Annotated in this window: 13 protein-coding genes; 4 read left to right on the forward strand and 9 right to left on the reverse strand. The window is 41.5% G+C overall.

Annotation, left to right across the window (positions count from 1 at the left end):
* Positions 1-342 carry an iron-sulfur cluster insertion protein ErpA gene (erpA, locus tag PGX00_RS14605; RefSeq protein ID WP_272137653.1) on the reverse strand — a complete coding sequence of 114 codons (342 nt, stop codon included), beginning with the start codon at positions 340-342 and terminating at the stop codon, positions 1-3.
* Positions 343-613: 271 nt separating this feature from the next.
* Between erpA and hemL the strand changes: the two genes are divergently transcribed.
* The 3 genes from hemL to rsmC all read left to right on the forward strand — a co-directional run bounded on the left by hemL (position 614) and on the right by rsmC (position 4,482).
* Positions 614-1,897 carry a glutamate-1-semialdehyde 2,1-aminomutase gene (gene hemL / locus PGX00_RS14610; RefSeq protein WP_272137655.1) on the forward strand — a complete coding sequence of 428 codons (1,284 nt, stop codon included), beginning with the start codon at positions 614-616 and terminating at the stop codon, positions 1,895-1,897.
* Positions 1,898-2,299: 402 nt separating this feature from the next.
* Positions 2,300-3,385 (forward strand): AI-2E family transporter, encoded by a 1,086-nt coding sequence (locus PGX00_RS14615; RefSeq protein ID WP_272137657.1) that lies wholly within the window; start codon positions 2,300-2,302, stop codon positions 3,383-3,385.
* A gap of 71 nt (positions 3,386-3,456) precedes the next feature.
* The gene (gene rsmC / locus PGX00_RS14620) at positions 3,457-4,482 is read left to right on the forward strand and encodes a 16S rRNA (guanine(1207)-N(2))-methyltransferase RsmC (protein WP_272138089.1); all 1,026 of its coding nucleotides are present in this window, start codon (positions 3,457-3,459) and stop codon (positions 4,480-4,482) included.
* Positions 4,483-4,718: 236 nt separating this feature from the next.
* Here rsmC and PGX00_RS14625 read toward each other — a convergent pair whose 3' ends face one another.
* A complete protein-coding gene (locus tag PGX00_RS14625; protein WP_272137659.1) occupies positions 4,719-4,991 on the reverse strand; it encodes a D-fructose-6-phosphate amidotransferase in 273 nt (90 codons plus the stop codon).
* Positions 4,992-5,234: 243 nt separating this feature from the next.
* On the opposite strand from PGX00_RS14625, the gene PGX00_RS14630 reads away from it, so the two are divergent.
* Positions 5,235-6,980: a glycoside hydrolase family 9 protein gene (locus PGX00_RS14630; protein WP_272137662.1), complete on the forward strand. Its 1,746-nt coding sequence runs from the start codon at positions 5,235-5,237 to the stop codon at positions 6,978-6,980.
* 185 nt (positions 6,981-7,165) lie between these two features.
* Here the strand turns inward: PGX00_RS14630 and PGX00_RS14635 are convergent, their stop codons facing one another.
* The 7 genes from PGX00_RS14635 to PGX00_RS14665 all read right to left on the reverse strand — a co-directional run bounded on the left by PGX00_RS14635 (position 7,166) and on the right by PGX00_RS14665 (position 14,202).
* Positions 7,166-7,969 carry a M48 family metallopeptidase gene (locus tag PGX00_RS14635; protein ID WP_272137664.1) on the reverse strand — a complete coding sequence of 268 codons (804 nt, stop codon included), beginning with the start codon at positions 7,967-7,969 and terminating at the stop codon, positions 7,166-7,168.
* A gap of 9 nt (positions 7,970-7,978) precedes the next feature.
* Positions 7,979-8,455 (reverse strand): YbjQ family protein, encoded by a 477-nt coding sequence (locus tag PGX00_RS14640; protein WP_272137666.1) that lies wholly within the window; start codon positions 8,453-8,455, stop codon positions 7,979-7,981.
* A gap of 8 nt (positions 8,456-8,463) precedes the next feature.
* A complete protein-coding gene (locus PGX00_RS14645) occupies positions 8,464-8,778 on the reverse strand; it encodes a YbjQ family protein (protein ID WP_272137668.1) in 315 nt (104 codons plus the stop codon).
* A 157-nt stretch (positions 8,779-8,935) separates the two neighbouring features.
* Positions 8,936-9,967: an ABC transporter ATP-binding protein gene (locus tag PGX00_RS14650; protein ID WP_272137670.1), complete on the reverse strand. Its 1,032-nt coding sequence runs from the start codon at positions 9,965-9,967 to the stop codon at positions 8,936-8,938.
* Positions 9,967-11,595: an ABC transporter permease gene (locus PGX00_RS14655; RefSeq protein ID WP_272138091.1), complete on the reverse strand. Its 1,629-nt coding sequence runs from the start codon at positions 11,593-11,595 to the stop codon at positions 9,967-9,969. Before PGX00_RS14655 ends, PGX00_RS14650 begins: the two co-directional genes overlap by 1 nt.
* A gap of 198 nt (positions 11,596-11,793) precedes the next feature.
* A complete protein-coding gene (locus PGX00_RS14660) occupies positions 11,794-12,807 on the reverse strand; it encodes a Fe(3+) ABC transporter substrate-binding protein (RefSeq protein WP_272137672.1) in 1,014 nt (337 codons plus the stop codon).
* A gap of 165 nt (positions 12,808-12,972) precedes the next feature.
* Positions 12,973-14,202 (reverse strand): ammonium transporter, encoded by a 1,230-nt coding sequence (locus PGX00_RS14665; RefSeq protein WP_272137674.1) that lies wholly within the window; start codon positions 14,200-14,202, stop codon positions 12,973-12,975.

The following is a 14,202-nucleotide window of genomic DNA, read 5'->3' on the forward strand; positions in this document are numbered from 1 at the left end:
CTAGACGCTGAAAGATGCTCCGCAGCCACATGTTGTCGTTGCATTAGGGTTATTGACAAAAAAGCGAGACCCTTCAAGACCTTCGGTATAATCCACAACACCACCTATCAGATATTGTAAGCTCATAGGATCTACGACGAGTGTGACACCACTATTAATAATGGTCGTATCGCCATCATTCACTTTTTCATCAAAAGTGAAGCCATACTGAAAGCCACTACAGCCTCCACCAGTAATATACACACGCAATTTTAATTCTGGGTTCTCTTCTTCTTCGATCAGCGTTTTTACTCTTATTGCTGCCGCATCAGAAAAAGATAATGGTACATTTAATTCGCTCACGATAACCTCTCTCTTTCGTGTCATATCAACTCGTCTTTTCTTATCTCTCTTATATGAGTCAATATTTTATTTTTTCAATATCTGCTGATTATCTAGTACCTGACTAAATCATTCAAGTATTCTTATGAGTCATCTGTAAACCTAGCGAATTCTTCAATTTTTGCACCAACTCACTATTTTAATTATTTAAGCAAATTTTCTAAACCTAACCAGTACAAGTTCGCTACAATGCCAAACTATTGCTTCAAGTCAGAACAACAAGGAAAAATTGATGACCAAATCAGCAAAACTCTATCAAAAGGCGCAACAAATCATTCCTGGTGGCGTGAACTCTCCCGTTCGTGCATTCAACGGTGTTGGCGGCTCTCCAGTATTTATAGAAAAAGCAGATGGCCCTTTGATTATTGATGCAGATGGTAAATCTTATATCGACTACGTTGGTTCTTGGGGCCCTATGATTCTAGGTCACAACCATCCTGTCATTCGCGATGCGGTTATCGAAGCTGCCCATAGAGGGCTGAGTTTTGGTGCTCCTACCGAAGTGGAAGTTGAAATGGCCGAGCTAGTATCCAAAATAGTTCCGTCTATGGAACAGCTCCGTATGGTGAACTCCGGCACAGAAGCCACGATGAGTGCAATACGCTTGGCTCGAGGATTCACAGGTAGAGACAAGATACTCAAATTCGAGGGTTGTTATCACGGTCACGCCGACAGCCTACTGGTTAAAGCTGGCTCAGGTGCGCTAACTTTAGGCCAACCAAGCTCACCAGGCGTACCAGCAGATTTCGCAAAATATACATTAACCGCAACATTTAATAACCTTGACTCTGTTCAAGCGCTTTTTGATGCGAATAAAGGTGAAATAGCGTGCATCATCGTAGAGCCAGTCGCAGGCAACATGAACTGCATTCCACCGATAGAAGGCTTTCATGAAGGTCTTCGCGACATCTGCGACAAAGAAGGTGCATTGCTCATTTTTGATGAAGTAATGACGGGCTTTAGGGTTGCACAAGGTTGTGCTCAGGCATATTACAACATTAAACCGGACTTAACTTGTCTGGGTAAAGTCATCGGCGGTGGCATGCCAGTTGGTGCATTTGGTGGCCGCAAAGATGTTATGCAGCACATCGCCCCGACTGGACCTGTTTATCAAGCTGGTACCTTATCAGGTAACCCAATAGCAATGGCTGCTGGCCTAGCTTGTTTAAAAACACTCACAGCGGAAGGAAATGAAGCCGCTCTAGCAGCAAAAACTAAACAACTTGCCGATGGATTTAAAGCACTAGCCGACAAACACAATATCCCACTGCTTGTTTCTCAAGTCGGAGGAATGTTTGGTTTCTTTTTCACAGACCAAGAAAAAGTAACCTGTTATGAAGAAGTTGCCAAATGCGATGTTGAACGCTTTAAAAACTTCTTCCACTTAATGCTAGAAGAAGGTGTTTACCTTGCGCCTTCAGCATTTGAGGCTAGCTTTACTTCCCTTGCTCATGGTGAAAAAGAGATTGAAGCGACCTTAGAAGCCGCCGATCGTAGCTTTGCTAAACTCGCTTAATTATCTAATACCATTAAGCGAATTAGCTGACCAAAATATAAAAGTAGTGGTCACAAAGAAACTAAAAAGGGCTGATTAAAATCTGCCCTTTTTAGTTAATGCCAATTAACTATCACTAAAATCAAAATCACACCAATAAAACCGCTAAACCAAGGGATGTTGCCAATTTTCATTTTCGATTTAGAACATTTTTTATTACCACCACAACACGCCATACTTACCTCTGATTAGGCTTTAATTATCATTTTAAGCGAATATTCGTTGAGCGCTAAACGAACTTATTGACGCATATTCTATCGATAGTACTCCACAATAAACCATTTGAAACAAATTATTTGAAAACCAGAGCGTTAACATCCATTATAATCACCATCTTTGCTCTGACATACAAGGGATCACCTAGTGCCAGAAAAACTCCGAATATCCTCAAGTCATTGGGTGCTGATCGCTGCTTTATTAGTTGCCGGTTATGCTTGCTACCTACTCGTTGCACCCTATATGAACTCTATCGTAATGGCTTTTATTATTTCGCTATTAATGTTTCCATTACATGAATGGATCGAGAAAAAGATCCCTAAACACAACAACCTTGCATCTTTATTATCATGCGTCGTACTAACGTTCATCATTGTTATTCCGTTACTTGCCGTATTTGCGGCTATTGTTCAGCAGGGCTCATCTGCCACCCAACAGATTTACCATTGGGTAACAGGTGGTGGTATACAAGAGTTCTTCAAATTACCTTGGATAGTAAAAGCGCTTGATTTTGTTAATGAATACTTGCCATTTGAAACGATCGACCCTCAACAAATTGCACAAAAGATTGGACAACTAGCAACGACGTTCGGCAGTAACCTTGTTGCCATTAGTGCAAAGATATTAGGGGACGCTACCAACTTCTTGATGGATTTCATGCTGATGTTATTTGTCTTGTTCTTCCTACTAAGAGATCACGATAAGATAATCCTCGCTATGCGCCATATTCTTCCACTTTCTCGTAGCCAAGAAGATAAGCTATTAGAAGAGGTCGAAAAAGTATCTAAATCTGCCGTTCTTGGCTCATTTCTAACGGCTATCGCTCAAGGCTTTGCTGGCGGAATTGGTATGTGGCTTTGTGGCTTTCCGGGCCTTTTCTGGGGAACAATGTTTGGTTTCGCTTCTTTCATACCGGTTGTCGGCACAGCGCTTATCTGGATCCCTGCGACTCTTTATCTGTTCGTTATAGGGGAGACTAACTGGGCAATATTCTTGGCGGTTTGGTCGATAGCACTTGTTGGCTCAATTGATAACGTTCTGCGTCCACTGCTGATGCAAGGTAGCGCGGGAATGAATACCTTAATGATTTTCTTCTCACTTCTAGGCGGGATTCAATTATTTGGTTTGATTGGCTTAATATATGGACCGATTATTTTTGCTGTCACTATTGTTCTATTCAACATCTATGAAGAAGAGTTCCACGGATTTCTCAAGAACCAAGACAAAAGCTAGAGCGAACTAAAATAGCTTCATGCCGTGGGCAGATTATGCGAAAATCTGCCCACTTTAGTTTTTCGGAAAAAATCATGTCCTATACCGCACCTAGTCAGATAGCAGAACGTCAACTTGCCCACTTTGAAGGGAAACACGTTCTGATTGCCGGAGAAGCAGAAGATCTGTTTCCTGTAGAACTGGCTAAACATTGCGAATCCGTTTCTGTATTCACATCAAACTATAGCTATCATCGCCAACTCAAAGGCAAAAGCACAATTACCAGCTACTTTGGTATTCAGTTTCAAGAAGACACACCAATTAACATGGTTTTACTCTATTGGCCTAAAGCAAAAGCTGAAGCTGAATACCTTCTTGCTATGCTTTTTGCACACTTAGGGCCTGAAACGGAAATCGTAGTGGTCGGTGAAAACCGCTCAGGTGTTAAAAGCATTGAAAAAATGTTTACTAAATACGGCAAAATCACAAAATTCGATTCCGCTCGCCGATGCTCATTTTATTGGGGGCAATGTGATACTCAGCCAAAGTCATTTACTCTAACGGATTGGTACAAAACCTATAATCTCGATATCTCAGGTCAGGAACTCGTAGTCAAAAGCCTTCCGGGTGTATTTAGTCATGGTCAATTCGATGTGGGAAGTAAACTGCTACTGGATTCGTTGCCAAATCTGTCAGGAAAAGTACTCGATTTTGGCTGTGGTGCAGGTGTTATCGGAGCAACTTTAGCACTTAAAAATCCAGACATTGACTTAGAAATGTGCGACATAAGTGCTTTTGCTATCGCCTCCTCTATCGAGACATTAAAAGCAAACGGATTAACAGGTCGGGTATTTGCATCAGATGTTTATTCTGATACGAGTGACGATTATCGATTTATTATTAGCAACCCGCCTTTCCACTCCGGTTTAGATACGAGCTATAGCGCAACCGAATCCTTGTTAGCTAATGCCCCTAAACAAATGAGCAAACGAGCGGAACTTTACATCGTCGCGAATAGCTTTTTAAAATACCCTCCAATTATCAAGAGCGCATTCACTAATTGTTCGACGATAAATAAGACCTCGAAATTTGCTATATACCATGCAATAAAGCAATAAAAACACCCTTAAAACGTAACAAATTTAAGGGTTAGCACAATCGTTGGCCCGCGAACTTAAAAGCGATAAACCCACGCATTATTAACCTAATGCCGTTCGGTTAAGGTCATTTAAACCTGTAATCCCGACGAAAACCGACGTCATCCCCATGAAAATGGGGATCTAGTACAGCCAAGATTCCCGTTTTCACGGGAATGACGAAGTATTTAGCTCTAACCGATCGGCATTACGCATTATTAACCAGACTTTTTTGCCATGTTTAATTGATAATCCAGAACCGCTGAGACCCAATTAGGTCGATTAATATATCGACCTATCGCCACCACAGGGACAACACAAATATACAAGGGTAGAGATTCATAGAAAAAAACATGAGCGATAACGTCTTCATGGGAAAAATGTGTGAGCAATGCAAGTACGTCAAGCAAAATGGCAAGAACGACTGAAATATAAGATAGTATTAATAGTAGCCCTAATAAATCTCTTAAAAAAATTTTTGATGCCGTCATATCCATGACCCCCTCATCTTTCCAAACAAAATACTCTTCAAAGATAGATAAAAAAAGAATCTTATCTCTCAATTATTATGCAAAGTAATATTTCAAGAATCGATTGCTCGAATAAAATACATCAGCATGATTTGTGTTTTCTTTTTGAAGTTAATCAACCAGAAAAAACTGACACCAGTTCAACAAGTAGCTCAATCACCCTGTACTTAGTAAAACATCGTCATTAAATCTTGGAGAGAAAATATGCAAATATTAACCAATCACGTAGGTTATGAAGTTCATGGCCCCAAACAGGCGATTATCTCTCATCATGAACCCTATTTTGAGGTTGAGTTAGCCTGCTTACATTGCGCACAAACCAAAAAACCAGTGGCTTCATACCCTTTGGAGTACCACGGAAAAGTAGAAAATTGGCATACTGGGTTCTATTCAAGCGTTGATTTTAGTTCCTTTGCTCATTCAGGATTGTTCTACCTAACCGTTAACACGACATGCTCACCAGTATTTGAGTTGAATAACGGTATTTTAATGCAACGTACCTTCTCTGATGTACTGAGTTACTTTACGTCACAGCGTTGTGACGGTATTTATAACCAAAAAGACAAGCATATCCCCTTACTCAACAGCGACAAAACCGTTGATGTTCATGGTGGTTGGTTCGATGCATCAGGTGATGTCAGCAAATATCTTAGTCATCTCTCTTATGCCAATTATATGAACCCACAACAAACGCCAATGGTTGTCTGGAATATGATCAAAGGGCTATCCATCATGGACTCAATGAATTTAGGGAATGGGCAATCTAACAATCGTATTATCTTTGGTGAACGCTTCCGCAATCGATTAACTCAAGAAGCCTTGCATGGCGCTGACTTCCTTATGCGTATGCAGGCGGAAGAAGGATTCTTCTACACCACTGTCTTTGATAAATGGAGCAAGGATATAAATCAGAGAGAAATCTGTTCTTACGCTACCCAAAATGGCCACAAATCTAGCGATTATCAAGCCGGTTTCCGTCAAGGAGGAGGAATAGCCATTGCTGCTCTTGCGGCTGCATCGCGATTAGAAATCCATGGACAGTATGAGTCGTCAGACTACCTAACGAGCGCAGAAAAAGGTTATCAACATCTGCTCGAAAACAATGCGCACTATTTAGACGACGGCGAAGAAAACATTATTGATGAGTACTGTGCCTTACTGGCCTGCATAGAGCTTTATCGCGCAACTGACACACCATTTTATCTCCATGAAGCGAGAACCTGGGCCCTACATCTATGCAAAAGGCAACACACTGACGGTAATATTGAAAATTTCTGGTCAGCGAATGAAGATGGTTCCCGCCCTTATTTCCACGCAAGCGAAGCTGGTTTACCTGTTATAGCATTGTGCGAATACTTGTCGATAGAACCGTCAGAAATCCTAAAAAAACCAATAAAATCAACAGTAGGGCTTTCTATGTCCTTTGAACTTACTATAAGCCAAAAAGTATCTAACCCGTTTGGCTACCCTCGCCAATATGTCAAAGCCATCGACAGAGAAAAACAAGACGCTTTCTTCATTCCACACAACAATGAAACTGGCTATTGGTGGCAAGGTGAAAATGCACGGTTAGCGTCATTAAGCGTTGCTACATTTTTAGCCCTTCCCTATATGGAAGGGAGCAATTTAGCACCGAAACTTAGGCAATACGGACACAGCTGTATAGATTGGATTTTGGGGCTAAACCCTTTTGATATTTGTATGTTAGATGGTCACGGTAAGAATGGTCCTGATTACCCATCTGAAAATGGGTTTGTTAACGTTGAAGGCGGTATTTGTAATGGCATAACCTCAGGCTTTGAAGATGAAAATGGCATTGCATTCAACCCCGATAATCAAAAAAATGACACGCTGCACAACTGGCGTTGGGGCGAGCAATGGATTCCACACGGAGCATGGTATCTACTTGCTATCATCGCGCAGGCATCTAATTACAAAAGGAATTCATAAGATCATGCTGATTCTATGAGATGGGTTATTAATAATTATGCAAAAAGCCTCACTGCTACTTAATGACCGGAATAATCCAAAACGGGACAAAGAGGCGGATTGTGTTTTTTGGTTAACCGGGGGTATGTGTTGGCCAGATTGATTGCAACGTTTCCATTCATGTTCTCGCTTTTTCTCAACCATAACTACTCGAATTGATATAGTTTAACGTCATCTATTGGGTAATTACGTTGCTTAATTCGAAGGTTCAGTTTTTCGACTCTTGACTCAGGGGTTGGGTGAGTAGAAAGAAAACGATAATCTTGATCAGTGTGTGTTGAAACTCTTTCAAAAAAATCTGTCGCGCCACCCGCATGACCATAGGTCTGCACCAGTAGATCAAGGGCAAAAAGATCGGCGACTTCTTCTTGATCTTGCGAATACTGGGCTTGAAAACTCATTGTCGCATTCGAAATAAGTTCGCTCGCTTCACTATCAACGCCAAATAAAAACGTTGAGATAACCACAATGCATAAGCCTCTGCCCACGCCACGCAAATGATCTCTAGAAGCAAAGTGCCCAAGTTCATGACTGAGTACCATGGCTAATTCATTCTCGGACTCAATGACATCCAATAAGCCAGAATAGACAACAATATTCCCACCGGGCAACGCCAAGGCATTAACTACATCCCCTTTTGAGAGATAAACCTTAAAATCATACTGCTTTAAAATCGAGTCGTTGGGGAGGTTATCTACAATTTTATCAAGTTGCCGACTCAATTCTGGACTAGGCTGAGCATCAAAATTTTCAATGATACTATCGGCAAATAGCGCTTCTATTTCTGGCGATGTTTTAGAAACCGCCCAATCCGTCATAAGACCGAGTGAAAGAAAAATCACTCCAGTCAGTAATAGTAAGCCACCAGCTAGCCAAAATAATTCGACTAATGGATGTGTTTTACTTACATTGTGGTTATCGACTAAAACCTTAGGCGTATATTTAATCATCACCAATCACTATGACGTACGCCTAATAAACGCCGTACCGTATGCAACAACTTCGACACTGCCAACTTGTCGCTTTTGATTGGCACTATTGCCTATGGCTGACGTTTCTAAGCGAAGGTTAATCACCCTATTTGCCCCTTTAGACAACGCCTCTTCTTTCATGCGTAATATTGCTTCCCTACGAGCCCTATCAACAAGTGATTCATAGGAAACCACATTACCGCCAAATATATTTCTCAATATGGCCAGCATGCGCTTGAAGTAATCGATAGAAATAACAACGCTGCCGGTGACAAGTTCCGCATGCTGTGATTGGCTATCTTTGGGTTCCCATTTTGTCGTAATAACAGGTAGGTGGATGAGTTCTTTTTCTCGTTTTTCAATCGAGATGTAATGACGCCTTTCAAAATATGACCCCATACCGTAACCGACACAGATCAACACAAGGAAAATGACAATATTTAGGTTCTGCAGTATTAGTTCCATAAGGGTACTTACTCCACTCTAACTGCGGTCCCGTACACAAAAAGCTCTGCAGCGCCTTGCGCAACAGATGAGGTCGCAAATCGTATATTAACGATGGCATTTGCGCCCATTATCTCCGCTTGCTCGGCCATTCTAGTCATCGCTTCTTCACGAGAATCTTGTAGCAACTCGGTATAGCCTTTTAGTTCCCCACCAACAAGATTTTTAAGGCCAGCCATAAAATCTCGGCCAACATGCTTAGCTCTTACGGTGCTACCTTGAACAATACCAAAATGCTCGACGATTTCCTTGCCTGGTACCGTTTCAATATTGGTGTAAATCATTGCTATCTCCCACAAAACGTTCAAAAAGCATACTTAAAATAATAACGCCACATTACAGACTATCTTATTGTTATGTCAAAGATTGTGTAGAGTTATGTAGATTAACTACTACACTCATGCCAGATATGAGTACTATGGTGGGTTCCGTTTTATAGGATCATAAAAACGCTAGTACCCCTTTTTCTTCTAATTCTACACTTACCGTATCACCTACGGTTATCTCGGCCGTGGCCACGCCAATTAATTTTGTATTATTTACTTCTATTACATAACGGCATTGATCACCCATAAAAAGCTGTTCTACCACTTTGGCAACGCCAGATTTATCATAGGTAACCTGCACATATTGTGGTCTCAACAACAATTGGCAAGCCTCTCCCACGACTATGTTGTCTTTTGATTGCGCTGAAACGACGCCTAGCACCGTATCAAATTCTGATTCACTGATCTTAGTAGCAAGCAAATAACTACCACCACCAAGGAAATCTGCGACAAACTTGCTAGACGGTTGATAGTAAAGCTCTGAAGCTTCACCAAACTGTTCAATAACGCCATTGTTCATCACTGCCATCTTATCTGCGAAAGCAAACGCTTCCTCTCGGCTATGCGTTACAAAGATCGCGGTTACCCCCTGTTGCTTGAAAATTTTTCGGATCTGTAAGATAAGATCATGTCTTACCTGAGTATCAATATTAGAAAAAGGTTCATCTAACAAGAGAAGGTTTGGCTTATAGGCAAGAGAGCGAGCAATGGCAATTCGTTGCTGTTGGCCGCCAGACAATTGATGAGGGTACCGGCTTTGATAGCCATCTAAATGCACCAGCTCCAACATATTTCTGACAATCTTCTGTGTTTCATCACCTGAGATACCCTCAAGACCAAAAGCAATATTTTCAGCTACGGTTAGGTGTGGAAACAGCGCATAGTCTTGAAATATCATGCCGATATGCCGTTGTTCTGGTGGTAACCAAGTATTCCCATCATCGAGCAATAAGTCATTCAAACTCATGGTGCCGCTTGATAAAGGAAGTAGCCCTGCGATCGCTTTCAATAACGTTGTTTTACCACAGCCACTAGCGCCAAGAAGGCAAACAATTTCACCCTGCTCTACCTCAAGAGAAAGTGACTCGAGAACATTTTGGTTCTCGTACTGGCAGGTCAAATTGTTGATGGTTAACGTACGACTCATTAATGTGCCTGCTCCAAAGATCGATTAATAACTATAAGTGGAATTAAACCTACCAATATGAGTAAAACCGCAGGTAGTGCGCCTAACTCTAAATGCTCATCTGAGACAAAATTGAATACATAGGTAGCGAGGGTTTCGAAGTTAAACGGCCTAAGCAGCAGAGCGGCATTAAGTTCTTTCATCGACTCAATGAATACTAATAAGCCAGCAACCAATATTCCCCGTCTGACCAAAGGCATATGAACACGTCTTAACATCTGATTTTGATTACATCCCATGGTTCTGCTTGCCATATCCATAGAAGGCGAAATTTTGTTTAAGCTGCTTTCCACGCTACCAATCGCAACCGCTGAAAAACGCACGACCATTGCAAAAATCAGCGCAAACATCGACCCAGATAAAACCAATCCAGGCCTACCCCATGCCATCTGTTTGGCCACATCATTTATCAAGTGATCCATTGTAAGTACCGGAGCCATAACACCAATCGCTAATACCGTTCCAGGCACCGCATAGCCAAGCGAGGATAAGCGCATAAACGTGACGCTCAGGCGGCTACTATCAAGTCGATGATAAAAGTTAACCACCAGTGCAACTAAGATAGCAATAAGAGCGGCGCTAATAGAAACCTGTAAACTATTCACCGCATATTGTCTAAACTCTTCGGTCCAACTTTGAGCAAAATACGTGTAGGCGTAGGAAAGTAATTGTCCCAATGGCAAAATAAACGCGACAGAAACTAGTCCCCAACACCAAGTGACCGCCAGCCATTTCTTCCAACCATTAAGTTGATAACGCATATCTTCATGGCTAGTAAAACTCGACTGAAAGAGCTTTTGTTTTCTACGACTATAGCGCTCCGTACTTAATAGCAGGATAACGACTAGCAACATGATTGCAGAGATTTTTGCAGCTGCATTAATATTAGAATAACCAAGCCAAGTATCGTAAACCGCAGTAGTGAGCGTATTGACTGAAAAATAACTCACAGTACCAAAATCACCAATCGTTTCCATGGCAACGAGTGAAAGGCCTACCGCTATTGAAGGACGAGCAAGCGGAAGTGATATCCTTCTAAAGCTTTCTAGTGGTGTACAGCGAAGTAACCTTGCTGATTGCAATAGGCTAGCACTCTGCTCCATAAATGCCGCCCTAGCCATTAAATAGACATAGGGATAAAAAACCAATGCAAGTACAACGGCAGCTCCGCTTAGTGATCGTATATCTGGAAACCAATAATCGCCAGCTTGCCAGCCCATGATATCCCGAATAAATATCTGTATAGGTCCCGCATAATCAAACCAGTCAGTAAATATATAGCCGACTACATATCCCGGCATGGCTAATGGCAACACAAGCGCCCATTGCAATACCTTTTCACCGGGTAAGCGACACATCGCCATTAACCAAGCACTAGGTAAACCAAATAATAAGGCTAAAACGATCACGCCAAGAACTAAGACGACAGTATTATAGATATAGGTAGGCATTACCGTAGAGATAAGATGTTCGAAAAGATCACCTGAATCACCAAACGATAAATAGAAGATAGCTAAGATCGGCAAAACCAGTAGAAGAGATAAACTCCCGCTACTGGCTTTCCATATTCGATTTTTTCTTTCATTTATATAACAGTATAAAACATAAACACACTCGATTTAATATCTCTTCACCCTAAGCACTGCGTTATTCCGCCGAAGGAGGGAATCACAATCACGAGACTCCCTTTTCCACTGAAATGACAAAGGTGACGGTACTGACGAAGGATATAGTCTTAATAGAACAAGATCACACTTTCGTGGAAGTAACGAGTGAGATTGTCTTTATTAAAGATCAAACTTCACTTCATCTAATAGCTTCACTGCTTTGCTGTGATTTGCTGCAATCTCTTCGAGTGCAAGCTCATCCGCCTTGAAGTCACCCCAAGATGCAACGAGTTCAGAACGTTCAACTCCCTCTTTAACTGGGTATTCAAAGTTCACTTCAGCATAGAGTTTTTGAGCAGTATCATCCGTCAGGAATTCCATTAGTTTTACAGCGTTATCTTTGTTTGGAGAGTACTTAGCCATCGCCATACCACTTACATTCACGTGAGTACCGGTCGTGTTTTGGTTAGGGAAGTTAATATAAACCGCATCAGCCCACTCTTTTTGTTCTTTATCATTAACCATTTTACCTAAGTAATAGCTATTACCTAAAGAAACATCACATAAGCCTTCTTTGATTGCTTTTACTTGACCACGATCGTTACCTTGAGGTTTGCGAGCAAGGTTAGCTTTAACCCCTTCTAACCACGCTTTAGTTTCCGCTTCGCCTTTGTGGGCAATCATCGCAGAAACAAGAGAAACGTTATAGGCATGTTTACCAGAACGGGTACAAACTTTACCTTTAAACTCAGGGTTTGCTAGATCGGCGTAATCAAATTCAGCTCCTAACTTACCGACACGATCACGAGAGGAATAAACATTGCGGCTACGAAGTGTCAGTGCAAACCACTCATCGTTACTATCTCTGTACTGTGCTGGTACATTTTTTTCAATCACATCACTTTGTACAGGTTGTACTACTTCTTTATCAACTAGCTCCGCTAAGCGGCTAATATCCGTGGTTAAAATCACATCAGCAGGGCTATATTCACCTTCTTGTTTCAATTTTTCTGCTAAGCCCTTATTAGCAAACTTAACGTTTACTTTGATACCAGTCTCTTTAGTAAATTCATTAAACATTGGCTCAACCAAGAAAGGTTGGCGATAAGAATAAACATTTACTTCATCAGCAGCAAAAGAAGGTGAGCTGATAGAAGCCAAAGCGAGAATAGAAAGGGGTAGCATTTTTTTCATTGTAATTCCTTAAACATAGATGCAAATGATAATAATTATCGTTCGTTATTATATTTAAAAAACCAATTTCTGCAATGACAAAAATCAATTAAACACAAAAAAACCCGCTACAAGAGCGGGCTTTTTATTACAATTTGTTCTTATTTATAACTGAACTAGCGAGTATTACTTTAGAGAAACAAACTCTGGGTAAGCACCAACACCACAATCGTGCATGTCCATACCTTCCATCTCTTCATCTTCAGTAACTCGGATACCTGTTGTTGCTTTTAGTACACCCCAAACCGCTAGGCTTGCTCCGAATACCCATGCAAAGATAACTGCAGCACCTAGTAACTGAGCACCGAAAGTAGCATCAGCATTACTTACAGGAACAACCATTAGACCGAAGAAACCACAAACACCGTGTACAGAGATAGCACCTACTGGATCATCAATCTTAATTTTATCAAAGGCGATGATAGAGAATACAACGAGTGCGCCTGCTACTACACCGATAATAACGGCAGCAACTGGTGATGGAGATAGTGGGTCAGCTGTGATAGCAACAAGACCTGCTAATGCACCGTTCAAAATCATTGTTAAGTCGGCTTTGCCCCAAGTGGTTTTACACACTAGTAGAGCAGCAATAGCACCAGCAGCGGCTGCAGCATTCGTGTTTAGGAATATTTGACCAACAGCAGTTGCGTTTTCGAAATCAGAAAGCATTAGCTGAGAACCACCGTTGAAGCCGAACCAACCGAACCAAAGGATAAACGTACCTAGTGTAGCAAGTGGCATGTTTGAACCTGGGATAGGGTGAACTTCTCCGTTCTTACCATATTTACCCTTACGAGCACCAAGTAGTAATACACCTGCTAGAGCAGCAGCGGCACCAGCCATGTGAACAATACCTGAGCCAGCAAAATCACTGAAGCCAGCAGCAGCTAGGAAACCGCCACCCCAAGTCCAGTAACCTTCGACTGGGTAGATAACACCAGTTAGAACAACAGCAAAAATTAGGAATGCCCAAAGTTTCATACGTTCAGCAACCGCACCAGATACAACTGACATTGCTGTCGCTACAAAAACAACTTGGAAGAAGAAATCAGATTCTAAAGAATGATCAGCACCTTCACCTTGTGAGCCAATTAGTGCGCCAATCGAAGGCATAATACCGCCTTCAGCATTGTCTACATACATGATGTTGTAGCCAATCAATAAGAACATAGTACAAGCAATAGCATAAAGTACGAAGTTCTTAGTCAAAATTTCCGTGGTATTTTTAGAGCGGACTAAACCAGCTTCTAACATGGCAAAACCAGCTGCCATCCACATTACCAACGCACCTGAAATTAAGAAGAAAAAAGTATCCAGTGCGTAACGAAGTTCAGTTACTGTTGTTAATAGTTCCAT

The organism is Vibrio algarum (assembly GCF_028204155.1).
Lineage (GTDB): Bacteria > Pseudomonadota > Gammaproteobacteria > Enterobacterales > Vibrionaceae > Vibrio > Vibrio algarum.

What these genes read in the sequence shown, in the direction of transcription:
- PGX00_RS14650 (WP_272137670.1), bottom strand. Translation starts at nt 9,967, where the DNA reads ATGAGTCGTACGTTAACCATCAACAATTTGACCTGCCAGTACGAGAAC.
- PGX00_RS14625 (WP_272137659.1), bottom strand. Translation starts at nt 4,991, where the DNA reads ATGACGGCATCAAAAATTTTTTTAAGAGATTTATTAGGGCTACTATTA.
- PGX00_RS14660 (WP_272137672.1), bottom strand. Translation starts at nt 12,807, where the DNA reads ATGAAAAAAATGCTACCCCTTTCTATTCTCGCTTTGGCTTCTATCAGC.
- PGX00_RS14645 (WP_272137668.1), bottom strand. Translation starts at nt 8,778, where the DNA reads ATGATTTACACCAATATTGAAACGGTACCAGGCAAGGAAATCGTCGAG.
- PGX00_RS14630 (WP_272137662.1), top strand. Translation starts at nt 5,235, where the DNA reads ATGCAAATATTAACCAATCACGTAGGTTATGAAGTTCATGGCCCCAAA.
- PGX00_RS14640 (WP_272137666.1), bottom strand. Translation starts at nt 8,455, where the DNA reads ATGGAACTAATACTGCAGAACCTAAATATTGTCATTTTCCTTGTGTTG.
- hemL (WP_272137655.1), top strand. Translation starts at nt 614, where the DNA reads ATGACCAAATCAGCAAAACTCTATCAAAAGGCGCAACAAATCATTCCT.
- PGX00_RS14635 (WP_272137664.1), bottom strand. Translation starts at nt 7,969, where the DNA reads ATGATTAAATATACGCCTAAGGTTTTAGTCGATAACCACAATGTAAGT.
- PGX00_RS14665 (WP_272137674.1), bottom strand. Translation starts at nt 14,202, where the DNA reads ATGGAACTATTAACAACAGTAACTGAACTTCGTTACGCACTGGATACT.